This window comes from Microcella sp. (genome assembly GCF_019739195.1).
Lineage (GTDB): Bacteria > Actinomycetota > Actinomycetes > Actinomycetales > Microbacteriaceae > Microcella.
Window position 1 is genome coordinate 789,977 of record NZ_JAHHDS010000003.1, and the last position, 24,120, is coordinate 814,096.

The window sequence follows — 24,120 nt, forward strand, 5'->3', positions numbered from 1 at the left end:
AGTTGTGCCCTGCCTCTCACGCCGTGGCCGAGCCGATGTGGCTCCCGTATCATCGGGCCATGACCTCTGCCCCCCGCCGCGAGAACGACCCGGCTGCTGTCGACGAGGAGGAGGGCACGGATATTCCGAACATTCCCCTGCTCGACGAGTCAATCGAGTACCACGACCTCGACCAGAAGCCCACGTGGCGCGGGTGGATTCACGCCGGCACTTTTCCCCTCGCGATCGTGCTGGGGCTCGTGCTGATCGCGGTCGGCGATAGCGCAGCCGCGCGGTGGTCAAGCGCTGTCTTCGTCTTCTCATCGCTGCTGCTGTTCGGCATCTCGGCGACCTACCACCGATTCAACTGGCCCGACCGCACGCGCGTGCTGCTCAAGCGCCTCGACCACGCCAACATCTTCTTGCTCATCGCCGGCACTTACACACCCCTGTCGATCATGGCGCTGCCGCCCGAGAAGGGTTACTTGCTGCTCGTGCTCGTGTGGGCGGGTGCTCTCATCGGCATCGGGTTTCGCGTGTTCTGGATCTCGGCGCCGCGCTGGGCGTACGTGCCGCTCTACGTCATGCTCGGCTGGGCCGCCGTTCTCTATCTCGGCGACCTCTTCGCGGCAAACGTCGCCATGATGGTGCTTGTCATCGTCGGCGGGCTCGCCTACACGGCGGGCGCGATCGTCTACGCGATGAAGAAGCCCAACCCCCGACCGGGCGTGTTCGGCTTCCACGAGATCTTCCACACGCTCACGGTCATCGCGTTTCTCTGCCACTGGACCGCGGTGCTACTGGTCGCGATCGACCCGCCGTTCGGCGGCTAGCGCTGCCGGGTCGGGCTCGGCGGGGCCGCCTTCGGCCACCATCTGCTTCTCGTCGATGAGCTGTTCGGCCATCAGCTGCTCGGCCTCCATGCGCTCGCGAATCTCGCCGCGGTATCGCACGCGTCGGATGCGGCGAGACATGTCGACCATGAGAAAGATTGCGGCGATCGCGACGAGGGCGATCGCTACGAAACCTGCGACGCCGGGTGTCACCGTGTCGGGGTCGAAGCCCGGCGGGGTGCCGGGCTCATCGATCGGGTTGGGGCCGATGCCCATCGGTGCCAGCAACGAGGCCAGGCCGAAAACGATCACGCGGATGCTCCTCACGAGGGTGGCGCTCAGCCGCGGTCAAGCCAACCCTGACCTGCGCGCTCTACGCTGTGATCACAGGGTACCGAGTCAGGCTGAAGGGGTGACTGCACGATGAGTGCGACACAGAGCGAGGCTCAGCTGACCGAGCACACGCACACCGCGCAGCGGCAGAGCCTCGACGAGCGCTACGGGCGCACTCCCGGCGCCGAGCGTCGCACGCGCACCCTGATGATCGTCGCCGGCGTGATCTTCTCGATCGTGTTCACGGCCTGGGTCGTGTGGGGCGGCCTCTCGGGCACCAACGCCACGATCGAAACCCGAGAGCTGGGGTACTCAGCAGTGACCGACACCTCCATCGATGTGCGGTGGGAGGTCTCGGCCGCTCCTGGCGAGAGCGTGACCTGCGCGATCCAGGCGCTCAACGAGAGCTTCGGCATCGTCGGCTGGCGCATCGTCGACCTCGGCGCCTCTGACGAGCGCACGCGCGTCTTTATCGAGACCATCCGCACAGCGGAACCCCCCGTCACCGCTTTGCCGTATCGGTGCTGGCTCGCGTAAACTCGCCGGAATCGAAAGACGGAACCGGCCCGCGGGCCGGTTCCGTTGTGTCAGGAGGCATGTTCCATGAGCGACAGCACCGGTTCCACCACGCAGTGGCTGACCCAAGAGGCGCACGACCGCCTCTCGGCCGAGCTCACCCACCTCTCGACCGAGGGCCGCAACGACATCGCGAAGCGCATCGAGGCGGCGCGCGACGAGGGTGATCTCAAAGAGAACGGCGGATACCACGCCGCGAAAGACGAGCAGGGCAAGATCGAGGCCCGCATTCGTACCCTCACCGAGCTGCTGCGTCACGCGGTCGTCGGCGAGGCTCCTTCCGCGCACGGCGTGGTCGAGCCCGGCACGGTCGTCACCGCGACGATTCTCGGCGACGACGAGCGCTTCTTGCTCGGCAGCCGCGAGATCGTCGGCGACGACAGCGACATCGACGTCTACAGCGAGCAGAGCCCGCTTGGCCAGGCCATCATCGGCCACAAGATCGGCGACACCGTGTCGTACACGGCGCCGAACGGCAAAGAGATCGCCGTCACGATCGTCGACGTCGCGACCTACACGGGCTAGAAGTCGACGCGGGGGTCATACCCCGCGTCACGCAACGCCCCCAACACCTGGTCGGCGTGCTCGGGCCCGCGAGTCTCGATGTGCAGTTCGAGTTCGACCTGGCTGATGGCGAGGCCTGAGCCGTGGCGAGTGTGCAGCACCTCGACGACGTTGGCGTTCTGGTCGGCGATGATCTCTGAGGTGCGGGCGAGCTGGCCGGGGCGGTCGGGCAGCGGGATGCGCAGCTTGAGGTATCGCTCTGAGGCGGCGAGCCCGTGCGAGATGACGCGCTCCATGATGAGCGGGTCAATGTTGCCGCCCGAGAGCACGACGACGGTCTCACCCGAGGCCTTCACGGCCCCCGTCATGATCGCCGCGACGCCGACGGCGCCCGCGGGCTCGACGACGAGCTTGGCGCGCTCGAGCAACACGAGCATCGCCTTGGCGATCGCGTCGTCGTCGACCGTGACGACCTCGTCGACCGCGTCGCGGATGATCGCGAAGTTGAGCTTGCCCGGCTTCGACACGGCGATGCCGTCGGCGATCGTCGGGCTGATCGAGATCTCGGTCGGCTCGCCGGCCGCGAGCGAGATCGGGTAAGGGGCGGCGTTGGCCGCTTGCACGCCGATGACCCTGATCTCGCGACCCTGCTCGGCCGCGCGCCGCTTCATGACGCTCGCGACACCGGAGATGAGTCCGCCGCCGCCGATCGGCACGATGATGGTCTCGAGGTCGGGCACCTGGTCGAGAATCTCGAGCCCCAGCGTGCCCTGCCCCGCGATGACGTCGCTGTGATCGAAGGGCGGAATGTAGACGGCACCCGTGCGCTCGGCGAACTCTTGCGCAGCACGCAGCGGCTCGGCGACCGTGTGCCCGCGCAGCACGACCTCGGCACCGTAGGCGCGCGTGGCCTGCAGCTTGGGTAGGGCGACCCCGATGGGCATGAAGATCGTCGCCGGAATCCCGAGCTCGCGAGCCGCGAAGGCGACACCCTGGGCGTGGTTGCCAGCGCTCGCGGCGACGACGCCGCGCGCCTTCTCCTCGTCAGAGAGCTGCGACATGCGGTTGTACGCGCCGCGAATCTTGTACGACCCTGTGCGCTGCAGGTTCTCGCACTTGAGATGCACCGAGGTGCCGAGCAGTTCGCTCAAGTACCGCGAGGTCTCCATCGGTGTGATCTCGGCCACCCGGCTGACGACGACGCGGGCGGCCTCGACCTCAGCGAGGGTCGGGCCCGCGAGGGTGAGCGGAATCGTCATGCGCGCTCCTGCGTGAAGAAGGGGGGGCGGCCTGGTAGACCCAGGCACTGCGCCAGTCTACGAGCCTGAGCCGCGTCGCACCTGCCGGGTACTGTCAGACCCGTGACGCGACTGTCTGCCGCTCAGGCCCGCCGCCTCGCGCTCGCCGCGCAGGGCTTCGACCGTCCGCACCCTTCCACCGTCGGCACGCGGCAGCTGACCGCGGCGATCGACCGCCTGCAGGTGCTGCAGCTCGACTCGGTCAACGTCTTCGAGCGATCGCACTACCTGCCGCTCTTCGCGCGCCTCGGCTCCTACGACCGCGGCCACCTCGATGCGGCGATCTTCGCGCGTCGTGGGCGCTACACCGAGTACTGGGCGCATGAGGCGGCGATCATCCGTCGCGACGATTGGCCGCTGTGGGGCTGGAAGCGCGATGCGCTGCGCGAGCGGTTCACGCTCAAGAGCGCGTGGGTGCGCGAGAACACCGCGATGCTCGACTGGCTGCTCGCCGAACTCGCGGCGAAGGGCCCCATGACCGTCAGCGACGTCGAGCACGATGCCGCGACAGAGCGACGCGGTCCGTGGTGGGGCTGGAGCGACGTCAAGGAAGGCCTCGAGTACCTCTTCGCGTTCGGCGACGTGGTGAGCGGCGGTCGGCGCGGCTTCTCGCGCGTCTACGCACTGCCCGAGCAGGTGGGGCTCGCCGCTCTGCACGCCGAGGTCGTGCCGCGGGCCGACGCCGAGCGCGAGCTCGTGCTGCGCAGCGTGCGGGCCCTGGGCGTGGGCACCGTGGGTGACGTCGCCGACTACTTCCGGCTGAAGATCGCCCCGACGACGGATGCCCTCCGGGCGCTGCTCACCGCCGGCGAGGTCGAGCAGGTCGAGGTGGAGGGGTGGCGCAGCGGAGCGGGCCGCCCGCTGCCAGCGTTCATCGTGCCGGGCGCGCGCATCCCGCGCCGTATCGAGACCACCTCGCTGCTCTCGCCGTTCGACCCCGTGGTGTGGAGCCGCGACCGCGCGCTGCGCATGTTCGGCTTTCACTACCGCATCGAGATTTACACGCCCGCGCCGAAGCGGCAGTTCGGCTACTACACGCTGCCCGTGCTCGTCGACGATCGGCTGCTCGGGCGCATCGACCTCAAGAGCGACCGGCAGTCGGGGGTGTTGCGGGTGCAGAGCGCGTGGGTAGAGCCCGGGGGTTCGGCCTCGGAACTCGCGGCGCGAGTGGCGCCCGTGCTGCGGCGAGCATCCGCGTGGCAGGGCCTCGGCGAAGTGATCGTGACCGAGCCCCTCTGGGGCAACGCGGCGGCCGAAGTGCGCGCCGCCCTCGCCCAGCAGACCTAGAAGCGGTTCGCGTTCTCGATGAGGCGCTTGACTCGGTCGGCGATGGGCGGGTGTGTCTGGAACATGCGGTCGACGACGCCCGGCTTCATCGGGTCGCTGATGTAGAGGTGCGCCATGGTCGAGTTCTGGCGGCGCATGGGCCGGGCGTAGTCGCCGAGCTTCTGCAGCGCGCTCGCGAGAGCTTCGGGGTCGCGCGTGGTGAGGGCCCCAGTGGCGTCGGCGAGGTACTCGCGCTGACGTGACACCGCGGCCTGCACGACCGCCGCCACGAGTGGCGCGATGATCATGGCGAGCAGGCCGAGCACGAGCATGATCGGGTTGCCGCCGTTGCGGTTGCCACCGCCCCAGAACGCCATACGCAGCAGCACGTCGGCGATGAAGCCGACGGCGACGACGAGCCCGAAGACGATCGTCGAGACGCGGATGTCGTAGTTCTTGACGTGCCCGATCTCGTGGGCCATGACCCCGGCGAGCTCGCGATCGGTCATAATCTCGAGCAGCCCGGTCGTGGCGGCCACGCTCGCGTGCTTCGGGTCGCGGCCGGTGGCGAACGCATTCGGCGCCGGGTCGTCGATGACGTAGACGCGCGGCATCGGCAGACCTTCGGTGATCGCGAGGTTCTCGACGATGCGGTAGAGGCGCGGGTTCTCCGCCTTCGTGATGGGCTTGGCGCCCGAAATCGAGAGCGCCTGCGACCCGGCAGCGAAGTACTGCACCACGGTGTAGATCGTGGCGCCCACGAGCGTGCCGATGAAGATGCTGAAGCCGCCGCCGTAGAGGTAGTCGGCGACGAGCCCGAGCAGGCCGATGATGATGACGAACAGCACGATGATGAACACCGTGTTGCGCTTGTTCGCGGCTATCGCGCGATACACGTGAGATTCCTGCCGGGGGTCGGCGTGCTAGAACTGCACGCGCGGCGGCTCAGCGATCGCGGCCGAGTCGGCCACCTCGAAGAAGTCGCGCTCGGTGAAGCCCAGGCCCCGCACGAAGAGCGTGTTCGGAAACTGCTTGATCTTCACGTTGAGCTCGCGCACGCCACCGTTGTAGAAGCGGCGCGACGCCTGAATCTTGTCTTCGGTGTCGACGAGCTCGCCCTGCAGCTGCAAGAAGTTCTGGCTCGCCTGCAGCTGCGGGTAGGCCTCGGCCACGGCGAAAATGCTCTTGAGCGCCTGCTGCATGTGGTTCTCGGCAGCGGCCGCTTCGGCGGGGCCTTGGGCGCTGAGGGTCTCGGCGCGGGCCTTCGTCACGTTCTCGAAGACCTGCTTCTCGTGCGCGGCATAGCCCTTGACCGCCTCGATGAGGTTCGGCAGCAGGTCGGCGCGGCGCTTGAGCTGCACCGTGATGTCGCTCCACGCCTCGTCGACGCGCACGTTGAGCGTGACGAGCGAGTTGTAGGTCGCCCAGAGGTAGATGCCCGCCACGACGACGAGCAGAACAAGCACACCAACGATTACCAGGAATTCCATAGTTCACAGCATAGGGCCGGCCTGCCAGCGCCGACAGGGTCTCTGCTGGGAGAATGGCCAGCGACAGGCCATAAACAGGGGGTGCGGGATGCGGACACGCGCGGCGCACCCGACGCCGCGCGCACCGTCGCGCCTGAGGAGATGGGTCGTCGTGCTCTCGCTCGGCGGCCTGACCTCGGCGGTGCTCACCGTCGTTCCGGCGCAGCCGGCGGCCGCCGCGGCGGCCTTCGACATCCCGCCCAATGATTTCGTGTCGGCGTCGAGCGTGACGATCTCCGGTAGCAAAGACGCGGGAAGCACGCTCGTGATCCGACGCGATGGTTCCGTGGTGTGCACCGTCGGCGATGCGGCCGCTGAGACCTTCACTTGCTCGGGCATCTCGGTGCCCAACGGCGTCGTCGAGTTCACAGGCGACGAGACGCTCGCCGATGACTCGGTCGAGCCGATGACACCTTTGGCACTGCGAGTGCTCGCGGCCCCGACCATCGATGGCGCAGGCTCGACGATGACGACGACCGGGCGGTTCAGTGGCACGGCCGAGGCGGGCGCCGATATCGAACTCTCATCGACAGGGCCGGCCGGATCTGCTGCTCACTCGTGCCCCCCGGCGCTCGGCAGTGGGTTCTGGTCGTGCGTGGTCGATCTGCCCAGCGGCTCGTACCAGGTGCGTGCACGTCAGTCGCTCGCGTCGCTCGGCCCCGAGTCGTCGGCCTTCTCGGGTGCCGTCACCGCGAACATCGACCGCACTCCCCCGCCGCGACCGACGATCACCTCGCCCAGCCCGGGTACGACGACGCTGTCAACAGTCACGGCCCGCGGGGGCGGCGAACGGGATGCTCTGCTGCAGGTCTTCGTCAACGGCGGCCTCGCGTGCGAGACGACCGTGACGTCGTCGGGCAGCTGGGCGTGCCCGCTGCAGTGGCCGCGCCCGGGAACCTGGAACGTGCAGGCGCTGCAGCGCGACACCGCCGGCAACTTCAGTGCCGCGAGCGCACGCGTCGAGGTGCGCTACGAGCGACCCGCCGCACCCGCGCCGCCCCCGCCCAACCCGGCCGAGCCCGACGCCGAGCCGAGCCCCGACACATCGCCGACGCTACCCGCGCCCGCGCCCTCGCTGCCCGGGCCGCCCGATGCTCCGCCCGCGCCCGACCCCGTGACCTCGAACTGGGGCACGGCGACGGGCTTCGGCGGCTCGCTGCCCACCGCGGCCGAGGTGATCGACCGCGGCGGGTGGCTGCTCGCGCCGCTCGCCGGGCTCGCCTACCTGCTGCTGCTCGCCCTGCCCCTGCGATGGTTCGCGACGCACGTGCGGCCGCGCCCGCTCGCCGCGCGCCTGCGCTTCACGGGGCGCAATCGTCTGGGCGAGGTCGAGGAGCCGCCGACCCGCACCCTGTCACCGGTGCTCGTCGCCGCGGCGACGCTCGGCGGGGCGGCGATCATCGCCGCGCTCTCGGGCGGCATCGACGCCGAGGTGCGCTACGTGCGCCTCATGGCGGCGATCGGCCTCGGCCTCATGCTGCTCAATATCGTGGGCGTCTTGTTGCCGGCGCGCATCGCCGGGCGCGTGGCCCGCGTGCGCGTCGGCGTGCGACTGCTGCCCGGCATTCTCCTGGCCGCTCTGGTGCTGGCCCTCGGCTCGCGCTTCGGCGAGTTGCAGCCGCCCTTGCTCGTCGGCGTGCTCATCGCCGCGGCTGCCGTGCTCGGCTCGAGCCGCCGGGCACGCGCGGGCGTCGCCGTCGCCCAGACGAGCGGTGTCGCGGCCCTCGCCCTGCTCGGCTGGGCGGCGCACGACCTGCTCACCCCCAGCACGGGCTTCTGGATGTCGCTGTGGTCAGAGACCGCGGCCGCGATGGCGCTCGGCGGGCTCGGCTCGCTGCTCATGCTGCTGTTGCCGATCGGCCCGCTGCCGGGCCGCATCCTCTACGCAGCGTCTCGACCCGCCTGGGCGGCCGTCGCTCTCGTCTCGGCGTCGCTCGTCGGCGCGATCTTCGCCTCCGGCCCGGCGTTCCCGGTCGTGGCGCTGCTGCTGCTCACGGCCGCCTTCGGCGCCGTACTCGTCGCCGTCACCGTGTGGGTGCGATGGGTCGCTCCGGTGCTGCGTTAGCGCCGTGCTGAGTACCCCGGGTGGGGTTCGAACCCACACTGCGGCGATTTTAAGTCGCCTGCCTCTGCCAATTGGGCTACCGGGGCGCAGGCCCCAGCCTAGATCGGCTCAGTGCCTTAGCGTTCAGGCCTTGGGGCGCGAGGCGAACTTCTGGAAGTAGGCCTGCGGCTGCTCGCGCGCCGAGAGGCTCACCATGTCGCGACCGAGGAAGAAGTGGCCGACCCAGGCGGTGAACACGCGCAGCTTGCGCTCCCACATCGGAATCGCGAGGCCGTGGTAGCCGCGGTGCATGATCCAGGCGGGCCAGCCGGTGATGCCGACGTTGCGCCACTGGAAGGCGCCGACCCAGAGGCCGAGGCCCGCGACCGCGCCCATGTTCTGGTGCACGTAGTCGCGCGGCGACTCGTCACGCAGCACGGCGACGAGGTTCTTCGCCATCTGCTTGCCCTGGCGCACGGCGTGCTGGGCGTTGGGCACGCAGAAGCCGCCGACTCCCCCACCGGTGAGGTCGGGAACGGCAGCGACGTCGCCGGCCGCCCAGGCACCCTCGACAACGCCGTTGTCGTCGTGGATGCGCAGGTCGGGCTGGGTGCGGATGCGGCCGCGATCGTCGAGCGGCAGGTCGGTGCCGCGCATCATCGGGTGGGCCATAACGCCCGCCGTCCAGATGACGATGTCGCTCTCGAAAACTTCGCCCGTCGACAGCTCGATACGGCCGTCGACCGCGCTCGTGAGCTGCGTGTCGAGGTGCACGATCGCGTCGCGCTGGGCGAGGTTCTTGAGCACCCAATGGCTGGTCTTGAGCGAGACCTCGGGCATGATGCGGCCCATCGCCTCGATGAGGTGAAAGTGCGTGTCGTCGAGCGTGAGGCCCGGGTACTCGCTGAGCAGAGCGCTCGCGAGGCTGCGCAGCTCGGCGAAAGTCTCGATGCCGGCGAAGCCGCCGCCGACGACGACGACCGTCAGCAGGCGGTCGCGCTCGGGGCCCGCGGGCAGCAGTGCGGCGCGCGAGAAGTTGTCGATGAGCCGGTCGCGCACGGCGACGGCCTCTTCGATCGACTTCATTCCGATGGCGACATCGGCCACACCCGGAATCGGGAAGGTGCGCGAGACGGAGCCGGCCGTGACGACAATGTGGTCGTAGTCGATCGAGTAGGGCTCGCCCAGCTCGGGGGTGATGGTGGCGGTCTTGGCCGCGTGGTCGATGCCGGTGACGGCGGCGGTGATGACCGTGGTGCGCTTCAGGTGCTTGCGGTGCGAGACGACCGCGTGGCGGGGCTCGACAGAACCCGCCGCGACCTCGGGCAGAAAGGGCTGGTAGGTCATGTAGGGCAGCGGGTCGACCATGATGACCTCGGCCTCGCCACGGCGCAGCTGCTTCTCGAGCTTCAGAGCGGTGTAGAAACCGGCATAGCCGCCACCGACGATCAGAATTCTGGGCACGGAAAAAGCACTCCTAGGTGGTAGAGGGGACCGGCCTAATCTACTCTGAACGCCGTCGCGTGACGAACCGCACGGTCGCCGCGGCCCCGAGAACAGCGAGCGCCGTGCCTGTGGCCATGACGATCGCGATGAGCGGGATGCTCGCCGTGACCTCTCGCACCACCCAGCTCGGCACGAGAGCAGGGGGTGCCTCGACGGCTCGAGCGAGTGGATCGCGCGCGTCGGCAAGCTCGAGCACGAGTGGCTCGGAATCCGCGCGGCGGTTGATCGCCACCCACTCGGCGAGCGAACCGAGCGGGTTCGCGCTCACCGGCGGCACGTCGGCGTTCACGGCGGCGGCCGCGTCAACGATGCCGTAGCCGTAGTCGGGGTCGGGCACGGCTGAGGTGACGGGCCGGGCCGTGCTGATGATGCGGTTGATCACGCCAGCAGCGTCGAGCTCGGGGTGCGCGGCCCGCACGAGGGCAGCGATTCCCGCGACGATCGGCGTCGCGCCGCTCGTGCCCTGCCACGATGAGTGGCCGCCGCCCGGCACGGCGCCGACAAGGCTCTCGCTCGGCGCCATGACGCCGATCGTGATGCCCTCGGTCGAGGCGCCCGTGCTCGCCTGACCCGACCGGGTGATGCCGCCGACCGCGAGCACCCCCGGCATCGTCGCGGGCGCCGAGACCTGGTCGGTGCCGCTGCCCCGGTTGCCCGCCGCGGCGATGACCACGACGTCGTTCTCTTCGGCGTGCAAGAAGGCTTCGTCCCAGCTCTCGGGCCACGCGAGCTGATTGCGCGTGAGCGAGAGCGAGATGATGTCGGCCCCGTTGTCGACTGCCCAGATGACGCCCTCGGCGATCTGCGCATCACCGCTGCGCTCGCCCGGCCCGAACGCGAGCGAGATGCTCAGGATCGACGCAGCTGGTGCCGCACCGATCACGCCGTTGCCGGGCGAGCTGCCCCGGCCCGCCGCGAGCGAGGCGACCATGGTCGCGTGCGTGCGGCCCTGCGGTCCGAGGGGCTCGGTGCCGCTCGACGAACCCCGACCCGAGACATCGGTGCCCCCGATGACGGCCCCGGCCAGGTCGGGATGCGTGGCATCCACCCCCGAATCGAGAATCGCGATGGTGACGCCTTCGCCGCGCGTCGTGTTCCAGGCACTCGTGATGCCGAGATCGTCGAGCCAGTACTGCCGATCGCGAATCGCGTCGGCGTAGGCGGGCTCGACCGCCGAGCCGGGCAGCAGCGCGCCGCCGACCACCCCTGCCGCGGCCAGCAGGGCGAGCGCTCGAGTCAGTCGCCGCGCTGGTCGGGGGCGCATGCGCACACCTCGGGGCTCCACCCGCACTCGGCCAGCGCGAGGTCGCCGATCGGGTTCAGACCGGGGCCGGCCGCGAGGCTGTGCCCGACGAGGGCGTGCAGACACTTCACACGGGTGGGCATACCCCCTGCCGAATACCCCGCGATCTCATCGACGATCAGGATGCTCTCGCGATCGAGCAGGTAGCTCTCGTGCGCCGCACGATAGGCCGCCTGCAGGTCGTCATCAGCCTCGAGCATGGCCGTGAGCTCGGCCATGCGCCCGTTCGCCTCGAGCGTCGAGACGGCCGCCGTCGCCGCGGGGTGCGAGAGGTAGTACAGCGTCGGAAACGGGGTGCCGTTGCCGAGCCGCGGCTGCGTCGCGACGACGGTCGGGGCACCGCACACGCAGCGCGCCGCGATGCCGATGACGTCGCGCGCCTGACGCCCGAGCTGCGCCGAGACGAGCTCGACGTCGCGCTCGGTGAAGGGCTCGAAGGGCGGCCGGCTCACTCGACGCCTCCGAACTCGGGGGCGGGCAGCTGGTCGGCCGGCAGGTCGGTGAGGCCGGCGGTCACGATCGACGACAGCAGGGCGCGCGTCCAGTCGATGCGCGTGGTCTGAATCTCATCACTCACGGGCGTGCCGTCGCTCGACTCGGCGGTGAGCCCGTCGTCGATGACGAGGTAGCTGATGTCGCCCGGGTAGACGTAGAGCAGGCGATTGCGCGCCTGGGCTTCGATGTAGGCCGGATCTTGCCAGCGATCGATCTCGGTCTGCAGCTCATCGACCACAGCCTGCTGGTCGATGACGCGCTGTTCGAGCGCGGCGATCTCTTGCTGCTGCTCGACGAGCAGGCGCAGCGAGGGCGCGAGAATCACGAGGGCGGCGACGATGAGCACGAAGACCGCGACCGTGAAGCCCGAGATCTGCAGGCTGCGAAACCACGGAGTCGCCGCAGGGGCATCGCTCGGCAGAGCGACCGGTGCGGTGCTGCGGGTGCGGCGGGCCATGCAGTCAGCTTAAGCGAGCGGCCCGCCGAACCCCGGGTGGAGGTCGGCGGGCCGTCGTGCGTGAGGTGAGTTATGCAGTGAATCGAGGAAACGCACCTCGCGATGCGTAGACAGCCGCGTCGCCGAGCTCTTCTTCGATGCGCAGCAGCTGGTTGTACTTCGCGACGCGCTCGCTGCGGGCCGGAGCACCGGTCTTGATCTGGCCGCAGTTGGTCGCGACGGCGAGGTCGGCGATCGTGGTGTCTTCGGTCTCACCCGAGCGGTGCGACAGCACGGCCGTGTAGCCGCTGCGCTGCGCGAGCGCGACGGCATCGAGCGTCTCGGTGAGCGAGCCGATCTGGTTGACCTTGACGAGCAGCGAGTTGGCCGCACTCTGGCTGATGCCCTTCGCGAGACGCTCGGGGTTGGTCACGAACAGGTCGTCGCCGACGAGCTGCACCTTCGAGCCGATGTCGGCCGTGAGCGAGGCCCAGCCCTGCCAGTCGTCTTCATCGAGCGGGTCTTCGATGGTCACGAGCGGGTAGGCGCCCACGAGGTCGGCGTAGAACGTCGCCATCGAGGCCGAGCTGTGCTCAGCGCCTTCGAAGCGGTAGACCCCGTCGGTGTAGAACTCGGTCGCTGCAACGTCGAGGCCGAGTGCGATGTCGCGGCCCGGCGTGAAGCCCGCCTTCTCGATCGCAGCCATGAGGAAGTCGAGTGCGGCTTTCGTGCCGGCGAGGTCGGGTGCGAAGCCGCCCTCGTCGCCGAGGCCCGTGGCGAAGCCTCCGGCCTTCAGCTCGCCCTTGAGGGCGTGGTAGGTCTCGACGCCCCAGCGCAGACCCTCGCTGTAGGTCTCTGCGCCGATGGGCAGAATCATGAACTCCTGCACGTCGACGCCCGTGTCGGCGTGGGCGCCGCCGTTGATGACGTTCATCATCGGCACGGGCAGCACGTGCGCGTTGGGGCCACCGAGGTAGCGGAACAGGGGAAGGTCGGCCGAGTCGGCCGCGGCTTTGGCGACAGCGAGCGAGACGCCGAGAATGGCGTTCGCGCCGAGCTTCGACTTGTTGTCGGTACCGTCGGCAGCCCGCAGGGCGGCGTCGATGAGGCGCTGGTCGCTCGCGTCCATGTCTTCGATCGCCGGGCCGAGCACGTCGAGCACGGCGTCGACGGCCTTGAGCACGCCCTTGCCGAGGTAGCGCTTCTTGTCGTCATCGCGTAGCTCGTAGGCCTCGAACGCGCCGGTCGAAGCGCCCGAGGGCACTGCGGCACGCGAGACGGTGCCGTCGTCGAGCAGCACCTCGACCTCGACAGTGGGGTTGCCGCGCGAGTCGAGAATCTCGCGGGCGCCGACGGCTTCGATGGCAGCCATGTGGGGGTCTCCTTCAGTGGTGGTCGTTCAGAGCGTCAGAAGCTCAGCGGTCATTGAGCCTACGCCAGTCGAGTGCCGCGGCTTCGGCCACCGCGTCGGTACTGACGACGGCGAAGCGCGTGAAGCCCTCGGCTTCGAGCAGCTCGAGTGCGGCCTTCATGTTCTTGGGGCGGGCGAGCAGGCGCACCCGCGCGCCTTCCGCGACGAGCTCGTTCTTGAGCGCGACCACCGTCGCGAGATCGGCGTCGCGCTCATAGAGCAGCGCCGCCCCGTCGTCGGGCTCGTCACCGAGCTCGACGAGGTCGATGAGTCGTTCGAAGCCGAGCGAGAAGCCGCACGCGGGCACCTCGGTGCCGAGAAAACGGCCGATCATGCCGTCGTAGCGGCCACCACCGCCGAGCGAGTAGCCGACGTCGGGGTGGGCCACCTCGAAGATCGGGCCCGTGTAGTAGCCCATGCCCCGCACCAGGAAAGGGTCGAACACGAGAGGAATCTCGCCCGCGGCAGCGCGCAAACTGCGCAGGTCGGCCGCGGCCGCTGAGCCCGCGAAGACAGCGTGATCGAGCATCCGCCACGATTCGTCGCCCTCGAGCGCCGGGTGCAGCCCCACGAACAGGTCATCGGCACGCGCAACGCCGATCGCCCGCAGCTCGGCGACGACGCCGTCGAGGCCGATCTTGTCGAGCTTGTCCATCGAGATGAGCGCAGCCGGTCGCAAAGCATCGGGCACCTCGAACGCCGCAAGCCACGCGGTGAGCAGCCGACGGTCGTTGACGCGGATGCTGCACCCCGGCACCCCGAGGGCCTCGAGCGCCGCGGCCGTCGCCGAGATGAGCTCGACCTCGGCGATGATGCCCGGCTCGCCGATGATGTCGATGTCGCACTGCACGAACTGCCGGTAGCGGCCCTTCTGCGGTCGCTCGGCGCGCCAGACGGGCGCGATCTGGATGGCGCGGAACACGCTCGGCAACTGGCCGCGGTTGCTCGCGTAGAAGCGTGCGAGGGGCACCGTGAGGTCGAACCGCAAGCCGAGATCGGCGAGGTCAAGGGGGGTCGCGGCCTCGGCGAGAGCATCCATCGTCAGACCGCGCTTCATGACCGCGAAGGCGAGCTTCTCGTTGTCGCCGCCGAGCCCGGCGTGCAGGCGGGCCGAATCTTCGACGACGGGCGTCTCGATCTCGTCGAAGCCGTGCGCGCGGTAGACCGAGCGGATGCGCTGCAGCACGCGCTCGCGCCGCGCCTTCTCGGTGGGCAGAAAATCACGCATGCCACGAGGGGGCGTCACAGCGGTGGCCATACAGACGATTCTGTCACGCAGCCAGAACGAGCCCGGCGATCAGCTCAGGCGACGCGGCTGCCGGTCGGCAAGCGGCCCGCGGGCGTGCGGGTGCGCGCGACGGCCGCGGCGAGCGCCGCGATGGCCAGCACCAGGTGGATCGCCAGCCCCACGAACCAGCTCGGCACCGTGCGGTCGAAGATCTCTTGCGGGGTTTCGAACTCGTAAGCGCTGTTCGGGTCGCCGGCGAGCGCCGCCCCGCACTCATCGATGACCTCGTCGAAGTCGATCGGCAACTGAGCCGAGCGCACGCCCAAGGCGATCTGGCCGAAGAGGTCTTCGGGGTAGCCATCGCGCGTGAACGTCGTCGGTGCGGCATCGGCGAGCACAATGTAGGGGTTCGCGGCGAGGATTCCCCAGACGAGATCGAAGCGCGGCACCGGGTAGCTGTAGGTCTCGGGCTCGAGGCAGACGATCTCTTCGGGCAGGCCCGTGACGGGGTCGAACTCTCCGCCCACTGAGAAGTCGATGCCGATGTAGGTCTGCGTGCGCTCGGTCTGGAACGCGAGGCCGCCGAGGGTGAAGGCGATGAGCGTGCCGATGCTGAGCGCAGCCACCACGAGGTAGGTCGTGACGACCGAGAAGAGCGGCCGTGCAATAACACCCGAGAGGCCGACGCCGACGGCCGCGACGACGCCGAGTTCGAGCACGAGCACGCCGAGTGAGGCAGCGAGGGTGTCGAGACGCACGCCCCCGGCGAGCACGGTGAAGAGCATCGCGGGCAGTGATGCGGCGAGGAAGGTGAGGGCGACGGTCCACGCGGCGAGAAACTTCGCGAGCACGATCTGCCCCGTGGTCGCGAGGGTGACCTGCGTCGTCGCGAGCGTGCCCGCATCGCGGTCGCCGTTGATGGCGCCGCCGCTGACAGCGGGTGTGACCAGCGTGCCGACGAGCAGCACGAAGAAGATGATCGTCGAGTAGACGCCCGCGGTCTGCTCGACATTGCCGCCGAAGGCGTCGAGCGAAGCCCACAAGAGCGCCGTGACGATGCCCACGAGCACGAAGACCACGATCACCAGTACGAGCCAGGCCACCGAGCGGATGCGCTGCCGCAGCTCGAGCAGCACGAGCGTGCCGAGCACGCCGATCGAGGGGCTCATCGAGGTGCCTCCGTCGAGTCGATGACCGGTTGCTCGGCGACCTCTCCGCGCGCCAGATCGAGGAAGGTGTGCTCGAGGTCGCCCACGGCGGGCCCGAAAGCACTGACCGCGATGCCAGCGCGCACGAGTCGCTCGAGCACAGCGGCGGCCTCTGCTTCACCGCTCACGGTCACGAGGGCGCCGAGGTGGTCGGTGCCCGAGGTCGCGATGCCTTCGGCCTCGAGCGCCGCGGCGAGAGCGGCCGGGTCGAGGGCGCGCACACGCCAGTCGCGTGCGGTAGCGCGACTGCGCTCGATGCGCTCGGCACTCGCGGTCGCTCCCTGGTCGAGATACACGGCGGCGTCGGCCATCTCGTCGAGCTCGGCGAGCACGTGGCTCGAGACCACGACGGCGCAGCCCTCGGCTGCCAGTCGACGCACAAGCACGCGCAGGTCGACGCGCGCTGCCGGGTCGAGGCCCGAGGCGGGCTCGTCGAGCAGCAGCACGCTCGGCCGGTGAACGAGGGCACGCGCGAGGCTCAGGCGCTGCTTCTGGCCGCGGCTCAGCACGCGGGCCGGCTGGTCGGCAAGCGGCTCGAGCCCGACGAGCTCGATGAGCTCGATCGCGCGGGTGCGCGACTCAGCGGGGCTCAGCTCGTAGAGCCGCCCGGTGGTCTCGAGAGCGCCTCGCACGGTGAGCGCGGCCCACGAGCCGAGCACATCGGGCATCCAGCCCATGACACGGCGCACGGCGCGAGGGTCGGCGACGGGATCATGCCCCGCGATGCGGATCGTGCCGGCATCGGGCTGCAGCAGCGTCGCGAGCATGAGCAGCAGCGTGGTCTTGCCCGATCCGTTCGGCCCGATCAGCGCAGTCACCTGCCCGGCCGCGGCCTCGAAGTCGGCCTGGCGCACAGCGTGCACATCGCCAAACGAGCGGGCCACGCCCTCGACGGCGATGGCGGCAGTGGAGGTCATGAGCAAGAGTCAATCACACCGAGGGGTCGGCAGCTTCGGAGGCACGCACCTTGTTTTCGATCGCGCGCACTGCTGCCCGCAGTGCCCGCTCGGCGTCGAGCCCGCGTCGGCGCCCTTCGGCCGCGATCTCCAGAATCGCCGAGCCCAGGGCCCGCTCGTCGGCGTAGACCGCACTATCGACGCGCTCGCTCGCCGCGACCTCGATGCCCACTCCCTCGGCTTTGTCGAGCACCTTCTGGGCACGCGACAGCGCCGTGAGGCCCGCGGGCACGCCGTCGAGCACGCTCGCGCGCTCGGGCTTCTCCTGCCGCTTCCAGGTCTCCCAGTTCTCGGCGACGGCGTCGGCGGTGTCGGCCGTCACGTCACCGAACACGTGCGGGTGCCGGCCGACCATCTTGGCCGTCGACCGCGCGGCGACGTCATCGATCGTGAACGGATGCTCCGCGCTCGCCGCGGCGATGTCTGCGTGGAACAGCACCTGGTAGAGCACGTCGCCCAGCTCTTCGAGCACGTCGTCGGAGGTTCCGTGCTCGATCGCCTCGACGAGCTCGTGCGCCTCTTCGATCAGGTAGCGCGTGAGGCTTTCGTGCGTCTGCTCGGCATCCCACGCGCAGCCGCCGGGTGCGCGCAAGTGCTCGAGAACGGCGATGAGCTGGTCGAGGTTCGGGTGCGGCTGCGGTGCGGGAAGCTCAGGGCTTTGCTGGGCGGCGGTCATGTGCCCATTGTGCCGCGAACCGTTCGGCGGTCGTCTGGCATCGCCGTCGCGACGGCCGCGATCACGACCGCGCACAGCAGAGCGCCCACGAAGACCGCCTGAGCGGCCGGGATGATCGCCACCCCGTCGACGGCGGTGCTCGACCCCTCGCCCAGCGCTCCCCCGCCGCCCGCCGCCCGGTAGAGCGCGTTGGCGACCGCGCCGAAGATGGCGACGGCGACGGCCTGGCCGACGGCGCGAGCGAACAGGTTGGTGCCCGTGACGACGCCGCGCTCGCTCCAGACGACGCTCGCCTGAGCTGCGATGAGCGAGGGCGTGGCCACGAGCCCCAGACCGAGACCCGTGACGAAGCAGGCGATCGCGACGACGGCGACCGAAGGGCTCGAGGCGAACGCCGCGAGAAGCCCCGTGCCGAGCAGCACGAGCACCATGCCGATGAGCACCGTGACCCGAAAACCCAGCGTGAGGTAGAGGCGGCCCGAAAGCGAGGCCGAGATCGGCCAGCCGATCGTGAGCGCGGCGAGCGCGAGTCCCGCGACGAGCGGCGAGACGCCCAACGAGGCTTCGAGCAGCACCGGCACGTACGAGGCGAGGCCGATCAAGATCGCCCCGACCCCCACAGAAACCAGGGTCGTCGTGAGCAGCAGCCGGCGCGAGAACACCCAGCCGGGCAGAATCGGCTCGGCGGCGCGGCGCTCGACCGCGATGAAGGCGACGAGCAGGGTGCCGCCGAGCCCGAAGGCCACAGCGCTCTGCCACGAGGCCCACGGCCATGTGACGCCGCCCTGCAGCACTCCGACGAGCAGCAGCCCGAGCGAGGTGGCCAGCAGCAGCGCGCCGACCACGTCGACCTTGTGCGGGCGATGCTCGACGGTCTCGTGCAGCGAGCGGATGAGCATCCACCCCGCCAGCAGGCACAGGGGAATGTTGATGAAGAAGATCCAGCGCCAGGCGTCGAGCTCAGCGAAGATGCCGCCGAGCGTGGGGCCGATGACCGCCGAGGCGGCCCAGACGCTCGCGATGTAGCCCTGCACCTTGGCGCGCTCCTCGACCGAGTAGATGTCGCCCGCGATCGTCATTGACATCGGGCCGATCGCTCCCGCGCCGATGCCCTGCACAGCCCGGAAGGCAATGAGGGCCGGCATGCTCCAGGCCAGGCCGCACAGAATCGAGCCGAGCAAGAAGATGCTGATGCCGATGAGAATGATCGGTTTGCGGCCGACCATGTCGCTGAACTTGGCGAACAGCGGCGTCGACACCGCCTGCGCGAGCAGGTAGATCGAGAACAGCCACGGAAAGAGCTCGAACGACCCGAGCTCTTCGACGAGCGTCGGCACCGCCGTCGCGAGAATGGTGGCGTCGATGGCGACGAGGGCCGTCGTGACCATGATCGCGAGCAGGATGGGGCCGCGCTCGGAGCGCAGGCCCACGGCAGAGGTCGTGGTCACGTCTGCGACGATAACCCCATGCTCCCGGAACTCGGCTGGATGCCGCGGCTCGCCGCCGCGCTACTCGCGGTCGGGCTCGTCGCGCTCTTCGTCGCGCGAGCGATTCGCAAAGACCGGCGCGAGTACGCGCGCTTCCGCCGCTACCGCTCGACCGCTCGACGGCAGGCGATGATGCGGCGCTGGCTCGTCGAGTCGCTCGTGCTCTTCGGCGGCACGGCCGTGCTCGTGCTGCTGCTCACCTTTCCGGTGGTCGCGCCGCTGCTGACCGTGACGCAAGCGCTGCCGGCCGTCGCCTGGCTGCGGGATGCTCTCGCCGGCGGCCTCGGAATCGGAATGCTCATCGGCGCCGCCCTCGGCCTCGTGGCGCTCACGGCGCTCGGTGCCCGCAGTGCCCGGCGGGAGGGCGGCATCATCATGGTCGGCGACATCGCCGCGCTGCTGCCGCGCAACCGGCCCGAGCTCGGCTGGGGCGCTGCGCTCTCGGTCAATGCCGGCATCGTCGAAGAAGGGCTGTTCCGGCTCGCGCTGCCCGCGCTGCTCGTGATCGTCACGGGTGAGCCGGTCAGCGCGTTCGTGCTCGCGGCGCTCGTCTTCGGGGCGCTACACGCCTACCAGGGCTGGGTCGGCGTGCTCGCCACCACCGTGGTCGGCCTGCTCTTCACGCTGCTCTACGTCGCGAGCGGCAGCATCCTGCTCGCCATGCTTGTGCACGCGCTGTTCGACCTGCGCACGCTTGTCGTGATTCCGATGGCGGTCTATCGCGTGCACGAGGTGCCCGGCAGCCTGCGGTTTCCCAAGCCGCTCGCGATCGCGGTGCCCGCCGTTGAGCCCGCAGTCCAGGTCGACAGCAACTCTGAGAACCCGATTGAGTCACCTAGTCAGACTTGACTAGATCTGAGGGGCTTGCGTACCGTAGGCTCATGGCCGAGACGGTGAACATCTACGACGCGAAGACGCAACTCTCGAAGCTGGTCGCCCGCGCGGAGGCCGGCGAACGCATCACGATTGCCCGAAACGGCCGCCCCGTCGCAGAGCTCGGGCCCGCTGGAGGCATCACCGTCAAGCGCGAACCCGGGGTGCTCGCCGGGAAGATCTGGATCGCCGACGACTTCGACGACTTCACCGAGCAAGACGAGCGCGACTGGTACGGCGAGTGAGGGCGCTACTCGACACCAACACCCTTCTGTGGTGGTTTCAGGAGCCGAGCCGACTCACCCGCGCACAGTACGACACGCTCGCCGACGAGCGGCACGACATCGCCGTCTCGTCCGTGAGCGTGGCGGAAATCTCGATCAAGACCTCGATCGGCAAGCTGACCGGCGCCGAGGGCATCACTGAGTGGATCGCCCGGCAGGGCTTCCGTGAGCTGCCGTTCGCGAACCGGCACGCCCTGCCGCTCGCCGACCTCCCCCTGCACCACCGCGACCCGTTCGATCGCATGCTCGTCGCGCAGTGCATTGCCGACGATCTCGTGCTCATCACGGGCGATCGGCGCCTGAGCGACTACGCGATCGAAACCATCACCTAGGCGGTTCAGGCCGAGGGGGCTGCGACCGACTCGGTGCCGTAGAGGTTCTGCAGCGTCTGGCCGACCCAGGTGACGAGATCGTCGTCGCCCGCCGCGCTCGGCATCGGCACCGTCGCCGTGCGCTGCTGCGCGAACCACTTCGACCCCGGATACATGCGCTGCAGGCGCAGCTGCCGCGAGTCGGGCAGGTCGAGCCCGACGAGCCGCAGGGTCGTGCCCATAACGACGACGTCGCTCAATCCGAGACTCTGAGCCTGGCGGCGCAGGCGCGACACGGCGATGAGGGTGAGCACCGGCGCGGGCGGGTCGCCGTAGCGGTCGGCGAGCTCGTCGAGCACAGCATCCAGTGCCGTGTCATCGCTCGCCGGCGCGCTCGCCGTCGACAGCTTCTGGTAGGCCTCGAGACGCAAGCGCTCGCTCTCGATGAAGTCGTCGGGAATGCGCGCATCCACGGGCAGCTCGAGCCGCAGCTCGGTCTGCTCTTCGACCGCGTCGCCGCGGAACACGCTCACCGCTTCGCCGATCATGCGCAAGTAAAGATCGAAGCCGACGCCCGCGATGTGCCCGGCCTGCTCGGCGCCGAGCAGGTTGCCCGCTCCGCGAATCTCGAGGTCTTTCAGCGCGATCTGCATGCCGCCGCCGAGGTCACTGTTGGCCGCAATCGTCTGCAGTCGGTCGTGCGCGGTTTCGGTGAGCGGCTTGAGCTCGTCGTAGAGAAAGTAGGCGTACGCGCGCTCACGGCCACGGCCGACTCGACCACGCAACTGGTGCAGCTGGCTCAGACCGTACTTATCGGCGCGGTCGATGATGAGCGTGTTCGCGTTGGCGACGTCGAGCCCGGTCTCGATGATCGTCGTCGAGACGAGCACGTCGAACTTGCGCTCCCAGAAGTCGACCATGACCTGCTCGAGAAGCGACTCGCTCATCTGGCCGTGGGCGACGGCAATGCGCGCATCCGGAACCAGCTCGGCCAGGTGGCTCGCGACACGCTGGATGCTCGAGACGCGATTGTGCACATAGAACACCTGCCCCTCGCGCAGCATCTCGCGGTGAATCGCGGCCGCCACCTGCTTGTCGCTGTAGGGGCCGACGAAGGTCAGGATCGGGTGGCGGTCTTCGGGCGGCGTCGCAAGCGTCGACATCTCGCGGATGCCCGTCACGGCCATTTCGAGCGTGCGCGGAATCGGCGTGGCCGACATCGCGAGCACATCGACGTTGAGCTTGAGCTTCTTGAGCGCGTCTTTGTGCTCGACGCCGAACCGCTGCTCTTCATCGATGATGACGAGTCCGAGATCCTTGAACTGCACGCCCTGGCTCAAGATGCGGTGGGTGCCGATGACGACGTCGACCGTGCCGGCGGCGAGCCCGTCGAGAGTCTCTGTCGCCTCGCGGTCGCTCTGGAAGCGGCTGAGAGCTCTGAGGTGAACCGGAAAGCCCGCGAAGCGCTCGGCGAAGGTCTCGACGTGTTGCTTGACGAGCAAGGTCGTCGGCACGATCATCGCCACCTGCTTGCCGCTCTGCACGGCCTTGAAGGCGGCGCGCACCGCGACCTCGGTCTTGCCGTAGCCGACGTCGCCCGCGAGCAGGCGGTCCATCGGAATCGGCGACTCCATGTCGCGCTTGACCTCGTCGATCGTGGTGAGCTGGTCGGGTGTCTCCGCGAACGGAAAGGCCTCTTCGAGTTCGCGCTGCCACGGGGTGTCGGGAGCGAAGGCGAAACCCTTGCTCGACATGCGCGCGCTGTAGAGCTTGACGAGCTCGACGGCAATGTCGCGCACCGCACGCCGCGCCTTGCCCTTCGCAGCGGCCCAGTCGCTGCCGCCCATCTTGCTGAGCGACGGAGCCTCGCCACCGACATATCGGCTGAGCAGGTCGAGCTGATCGGTCGGCACGTAGAGCTTGTCGCCCGGGTATCCGCGCTTGCTGGGTGCGTACTCGATGAGGAGAAACTCGCGCTGGCTCTTGACTGCATTGCGACCGCCCGTGCTGACCTCGCGCTGCACGAGCTCGAGAAACCGGCCGATGCCGTGCGTGGCGTGCACGACGAAGTCGCCCGCCTTGAGCTGCAGGGGGTCGACGACGTTGGTGCGACGGCTCGCGAGCTTCTTCGGCTGCCGCGAGTTGTAGCCGATCGACCGGCCGTAGAACTCGGCCTCGCTCAGCAGCCCGATCTGCAACTCGGGCAGCTCGAAGCCGTGCTCGAGCTGCGCCTGCACGAGGTAGGCAACACCGGAGTCGAGGGTCTCGGGCAGCTCGTCGACGATGCGCGCCGCGACCTCGTGCTCGCCGAGCACGTCGGCGGCGCGCTCGACGAGGCCGTGGCCGGCGGCCGCGACGATCATCGTCCAGCCCGCGCACACGCGGTCGACGACGTGGTCGACTCCTCCGCCGCTGCTGCCTGCGAAGCCGGGAGGCTCGTTCGCGTCGATGCGCACGACCTCGACGTCATCGGCGTCGAACGCGCTGATCGTGAACCAGCTGCGATCGCCCGCGGCCTCGCGCAGGCCGTTGACCGTCACGAAGTCGCCACCGTCGAGGTCGATGGGCGCTTCTGCCCCGACCGTCGCGGCGTGCCAGGCGGCCGTCAAGAACTCGCGGTTGGTCTCGAGCAGGCTCACAGCCCGGCTCGCGACGCGCTCGGGGCTGAGCACGGCGATTGCCGCGCTCGCCGGCAGGTAGTGGGTGAGCGGCACGAGCCGGTCGACGAGCGCCGGCGCGAGGCTCTCCATGCCCTCGACCGGAATGCCCTCGCTGATCTTGGCGAGCAGTTGCCCCAGGCTCGGAAACTCGTGCTGCATCTCGCGCGCCCGCTGCCGCACGGCGTCGGTCAGCAGCAACTCGCGTGTCGGCGGCAGCTCGACGACGTCGACCTCGGTTGGCAGAGACCGCTGGTCAGCAACCGAGAACTCGCGCAGCTGCTCGACCTCGTCGCCGAAGAACTCGACCCGCACCGGATGCTCGGCCACGGCCGCGAAGACATCAAGAATGCCGCCGCGCACGGCGAACTCGCCGCGCCGCGTGACCATGTCGACGCGGGTGTAAGCCAGGTCGATGAGCCGAGCGGTGACCTGCGCGAGGTCGTAGCCGCGCCCACCCCGCCGCAGCACGACCGGCTCGACCTCGGTGAGCCCCGGCGCCAGGGGCTGCAGTGCAGCCCGCACCGAAGCGACCACGATGAGGTCGGGCTTGTCGTCACCCGCCGCTTCCCAGTCACGCAGCGCGCGCAACGTACGGATGCGCCTGCCGACGGTCTCGGCACTCGGGCTGAGCCGCTCGTGCGGCAAGGTCTCCCACGCAGGCAGGTCGAGCACGGTCGCGTGCGGCATGAGCGCCGCGATCGACTGCTGCACGGTCTCGGTCTCGCGCCCGGTGGCCGTAATGGCGAGCAGGCACTGCGGGCCCGTGCGGGCATCCAGCAGCCCCGCCAGAAGCGGAACGCGGAGGCCTTCGACAACCGAGAAATCGGTGCTGCGCTGGGCGTGCTCGAGCGCGTTCTGCAGCGTGCGGGCGCGCGACAGGGCCGGGATCAACCGCTCGAGACTCACGTCGGCCAAGTCTACGCG

Annotated in this window: 23 protein-coding genes and 1 tRNA gene; 8 read left to right on the forward strand and 16 right to left on the reverse strand. The window is 69.4% G+C overall.

The window, feature by feature from the left end; all coding sequences use genetic code 11:
• Nucleotides 1-59 precede the first annotated feature (59 nt).
• Entirely contained in the window at nucleotides 60-812 is a 753-nt protein-coding gene (gene trhA, locus KL788_RS05560) for a PAQR family membrane homeostasis protein TrhA (protein ID WP_293169276.1), read from the forward strand.
• Here trhA and KL788_RS05565 read toward each other — a convergent pair.
• Nucleotides 777-1,124, reverse strand: a complete 348-nt coding sequence (locus KL788_RS05565) for a hypothetical protein (RefSeq protein ID WP_367120420.1) — start codon at nucleotides 1,122-1,124, stop codon at nucleotides 777-779. The two genes, trhA and KL788_RS05565, sit on opposite strands and share 36 nt — an antisense overlap.
• Nucleotides 1,125-1,235: 111 nt before the next feature.
• Between KL788_RS05565 and KL788_RS05570 the strand changes: the two genes are divergently transcribed.
• On the forward strand, nucleotides 1,236-1,682 hold the full coding sequence (locus KL788_RS05570; protein ID WP_293169278.1) for a DUF4307 domain-containing protein: 447 nt from the start codon (nucleotides 1,236-1,238) through the stop codon (nucleotides 1,680-1,682).
• A gap of 66 nt (nucleotides 1,683-1,748) precedes the next feature.
• Nucleotides 1,749-2,246, forward strand: coding sequence for a transcription elongation factor GreA (gene greA, locus KL788_RS05575; protein WP_293169279.1), 498 nt, complete (start codon nucleotides 1,749-1,751; stop codon nucleotides 2,244-2,246).
• On the opposite strand, the gene ilvA is transcribed toward greA, so the two are convergent.
• On the reverse strand, nucleotides 2,243-3,484 hold the full coding sequence (ilvA, locus tag KL788_RS05580; protein ID WP_293169281.1) for a threonine ammonia-lyase: 1,242 nt from the start codon (nucleotides 3,482-3,484) through the stop codon (nucleotides 2,243-2,245). The genes greA and ilvA overlap by 4 nt on opposite strands.
• A 102-nt stretch (nucleotides 3,485-3,586) precedes the next feature.
• Between ilvA and KL788_RS05585 the strand changes: the two genes are divergently transcribed.
• Nucleotides 3,587-4,810, forward strand: a complete 1,224-nt coding sequence (locus KL788_RS05585) for a winged helix-turn-helix domain-containing protein (RefSeq protein WP_293169283.1) — start codon at nucleotides 3,587-3,589, stop codon at nucleotides 4,808-4,810.
• Here KL788_RS05585 and KL788_RS05590 read toward each other — a convergent pair.
• Nucleotides 4,807-5,685, reverse strand: a complete 879-nt coding sequence (locus tag KL788_RS05590; protein WP_293169285.1) for a M48 family metalloprotease — start codon at nucleotides 5,683-5,685, stop codon at nucleotides 4,807-4,809. The two genes, KL788_RS05585 and KL788_RS05590, sit on opposite strands and share 4 nt — an antisense overlap.
• Nucleotides 5,686-5,712: 27 nt before the next feature.
• Nucleotides 5,713-6,279, reverse strand: coding sequence for a LemA family protein (locus KL788_RS05595; protein ID WP_293169287.1), 567 nt, complete (start codon nucleotides 6,277-6,279; stop codon nucleotides 5,713-5,715).
• A 151-nt stretch (nucleotides 6,280-6,430) separates the two neighbouring features.
• Here KL788_RS05595 and KL788_RS05600 point away from each other — a divergent pair, with 151 nt between their 5' ends.
• Entirely contained in the window at nucleotides 6,431-8,383 is a 1,953-nt protein-coding gene (locus tag KL788_RS05600) for a hypothetical protein (protein ID WP_293169289.1), read from the forward strand.
• Between the two features lie 12 nt (nucleotides 8,384-8,395).
• On the opposite strand, the gene KL788_RS05605 is transcribed toward KL788_RS05600, so the two are convergent.
• The 11 genes from KL788_RS05605 to KL788_RS05655 form a co-directional block, all read right to left on the reverse strand.
• Nucleotides 8,396-8,469: transfer RNA gene (locus KL788_RS05605), tRNA-Leu, on the reverse strand.
• 37 nt (nucleotides 8,470-8,506) lie between these two features.
• Nucleotides 8,507-9,826: an NAD(P)/FAD-dependent oxidoreductase gene (locus tag KL788_RS05610; protein WP_293169291.1), complete on the reverse strand. Its 1,320-nt coding sequence runs from the start codon at nucleotides 9,824-9,826 to the stop codon at nucleotides 8,507-8,509.
• 40 nt (nucleotides 9,827-9,866) lie between these two features.
• Nucleotides 9,867-11,132 (reverse strand): S8 family peptidase, encoded by a 1,266-nt coding sequence (locus KL788_RS05615; protein ID WP_293169293.1) that lies wholly within the window; start codon nucleotides 11,130-11,132, stop codon nucleotides 9,867-9,869.
• Nucleotides 11,105-11,623 (reverse strand): DUF501 domain-containing protein, encoded by a 519-nt coding sequence (locus KL788_RS05620; protein WP_293169295.1) that lies wholly within the window; start codon nucleotides 11,621-11,623, stop codon nucleotides 11,105-11,107. Before KL788_RS05620 ends, KL788_RS05615 begins: the two co-directional genes overlap by 28 nt.
• Entirely contained in the window at nucleotides 11,620-12,123 is a 504-nt protein-coding gene (locus KL788_RS05625; RefSeq protein WP_293169297.1) for an FtsB family cell division protein, read from the reverse strand. The genes KL788_RS05620 and KL788_RS05625 overlap by 4 nt, the downstream gene beginning before the upstream one ends.
• 70 nt (nucleotides 12,124-12,193) lie before the next feature.
• Nucleotides 12,194-13,474, reverse strand: coding sequence for a phosphopyruvate hydratase (eno, locus tag KL788_RS05630; protein WP_293169299.1), 1,281 nt, complete (start codon nucleotides 13,472-13,474; stop codon nucleotides 12,194-12,196).
• Nucleotides 13,475-13,517: 43 nt separating this feature from the next.
• On the reverse strand, nucleotides 13,518-14,771 hold the full coding sequence (hisS, locus tag KL788_RS05635) for a histidine--tRNA ligase (RefSeq protein WP_293169300.1): 1,254 nt from the start codon (nucleotides 14,769-14,771) through the stop codon (nucleotides 13,518-13,520).
• Between the two features lie 44 nt (nucleotides 14,772-14,815).
• Entirely contained in the window at nucleotides 14,816-15,910 is a 1,095-nt protein-coding gene (locus tag KL788_RS05640; RefSeq protein WP_293169301.1) for an ABC transporter permease, read from the reverse strand.
• Nucleotides 15,907-16,866: an ABC transporter ATP-binding protein gene (locus KL788_RS05645; RefSeq protein ID WP_293169303.1), complete on the reverse strand. Its 960-nt coding sequence runs from the start codon at nucleotides 16,864-16,866 to the stop codon at nucleotides 15,907-15,909. Before KL788_RS05645 ends, KL788_RS05640 begins: the two co-directional genes overlap by 4 nt.
• Nucleotides 16,867-16,879: 13 nt before the next feature.
• The gene (locus KL788_RS05650) at nucleotides 16,880-17,581 is read right to left on the reverse strand and encodes a MazG family protein (protein ID WP_293169304.1); all 702 of its coding nucleotides are present in this window, start codon (nucleotides 17,579-17,581) and stop codon (nucleotides 16,880-16,882) included.
• Nucleotides 17,578-18,969: an MFS transporter gene (locus tag KL788_RS05655; protein WP_293173192.1), complete on the reverse strand. Its 1,392-nt coding sequence runs from the start codon at nucleotides 18,967-18,969 to the stop codon at nucleotides 17,578-17,580. Before KL788_RS05655 ends, KL788_RS05650 begins: the two co-directional genes overlap by 4 nt.
• Nucleotides 18,970-19,047: 78 nt before the next feature.
• On the opposite strand from KL788_RS05655, the gene KL788_RS05660 reads away from it, so the two are divergent.
• From KL788_RS05660 to KL788_RS05670, 3 genes are read left to right on the forward strand one after another with little or no spacing between them, the layout of a single operon-like run.
• Nucleotides 19,048-19,917 carry a CPBP family intramembrane glutamic endopeptidase gene (locus KL788_RS05660; RefSeq protein WP_293169305.1) on the forward strand — a complete coding sequence of 290 codons (870 nt, stop codon included), beginning with the start codon at nucleotides 19,048-19,050 and terminating at the stop codon, nucleotides 19,915-19,917.
• 32 nt (nucleotides 19,918-19,949) lie between these two features.
• Nucleotides 19,950-20,186, forward strand: coding sequence for a type II toxin-antitoxin system Phd/YefM family antitoxin (locus KL788_RS05665; RefSeq protein WP_293169307.1), 237 nt, complete (start codon nucleotides 19,950-19,952; stop codon nucleotides 20,184-20,186).
• On the forward strand, nucleotides 20,183-20,557 hold the full coding sequence (locus KL788_RS05670; protein WP_293169309.1) for a type II toxin-antitoxin system VapC family toxin: 375 nt from the start codon (nucleotides 20,183-20,185) through the stop codon (nucleotides 20,555-20,557). Before KL788_RS05665 ends, KL788_RS05670 begins: the two co-directional genes overlap by 4 nt.
• A gap of 5 nt (nucleotides 20,558-20,562) precedes the next feature.
• Here KL788_RS05670 and mfd read toward each other — a convergent pair whose 3' ends face one another.
• On the reverse strand, nucleotides 20,563-24,102 hold the full coding sequence (mfd, locus tag KL788_RS05675; protein WP_293169311.1) for a transcription-repair coupling factor: 3,540 nt from the start codon (nucleotides 24,100-24,102) through the stop codon (nucleotides 20,563-20,565).
• Between the last annotated feature and the right edge of the window lie 18 nt (nucleotides 24,103-24,120).

Bases quoted from the DNA above. Each gene is read 5' to 3' on its own strand.
- KL788_RS05645 (WP_293169303.1), bottom strand. From the start codon at position 16,866: ATGACCTCCACTGCCGCCATCGCCGTCGAGGGCGTGGCCCGCTCGTTT.
- KL788_RS05660 (WP_293169305.1), top strand. From the start codon at position 19,048: ATGCTCCCGGAACTCGGCTGGATGCCGCGGCTCGCCGCCGCGCTACTC.
- KL788_RS05595 (WP_293169287.1), bottom strand. From the start codon at position 6,279: ATGGAATTCCTGGTAATCGTTGGTGTGCTTGTTCTGCTCGTCGTCGTG.
- ilvA (WP_293169281.1), bottom strand. From the start codon at position 3,484: ATGACGATTCCGCTCACCCTCGCGGGCCCGACCCTCGCTGAGGTCGAG.
- KL788_RS05650 (WP_293169304.1), bottom strand. From the start codon at position 17,581: ATGACCGCCGCCCAGCAAAGCCCTGAGCTTCCCGCACCGCAGCCGCAC.
- KL788_RS05615 (WP_293169293.1), bottom strand. From the start codon at position 11,132: ATGCGCCCCCGACCAGCGCGGCGACTGACTCGAGCGCTCGCCCTGCTG.
- KL788_RS05640 (WP_293169301.1), bottom strand. From the start codon at position 15,910: ATGAGCCCCTCGATCGGCGTGCTCGGCACGCTCGTGCTGCTCGAGCTG.
- greA (WP_293169279.1), top strand. From the start codon at position 1,749: ATGAGCGACAGCACCGGTTCCACCACGCAGTGGCTGACCCAAGAGGCG.
- KL788_RS05665 (WP_293169307.1), top strand. From the start codon at position 19,950: ATGGCCGAGACGGTGAACATCTACGACGCGAAGACGCAACTCTCGAAG.
- KL788_RS05570 (WP_293169278.1), top strand. From the start codon at position 1,236: ATGAGTGCGACACAGAGCGAGGCTCAGCTGACCGAGCACACGCACACC.
- KL788_RS05655 (WP_293173192.1), bottom strand. From the start codon at position 18,969: ATGGTCACGACGGCCCTCGTCGCCATCGACGCCACCATTCTCGCGACG.
- hisS (WP_293169300.1), bottom strand. From the start codon at position 14,771: ATGGCCACCGCTGTGACGCCCCCTCGTGGCATGCGTGATTTTCTGCCC.
- trhA (WP_293169276.1), top strand. From the start codon at position 60: ATGACCTCTGCCCCCCGCCGCGAGAACGACCCGGCTGCTGTCGACGAG.
- KL788_RS05625 (WP_293169297.1), bottom strand. From the start codon at position 12,123: ATGGCCCGCCGCACCCGCAGCACCGCACCGGTCGCTCTGCCGAGCGAT.
- eno (WP_293169299.1), bottom strand. From the start codon at position 13,474: ATGGCTGCCATCGAAGCCGTCGGCGCCCGCGAGATTCTCGACTCGCGC.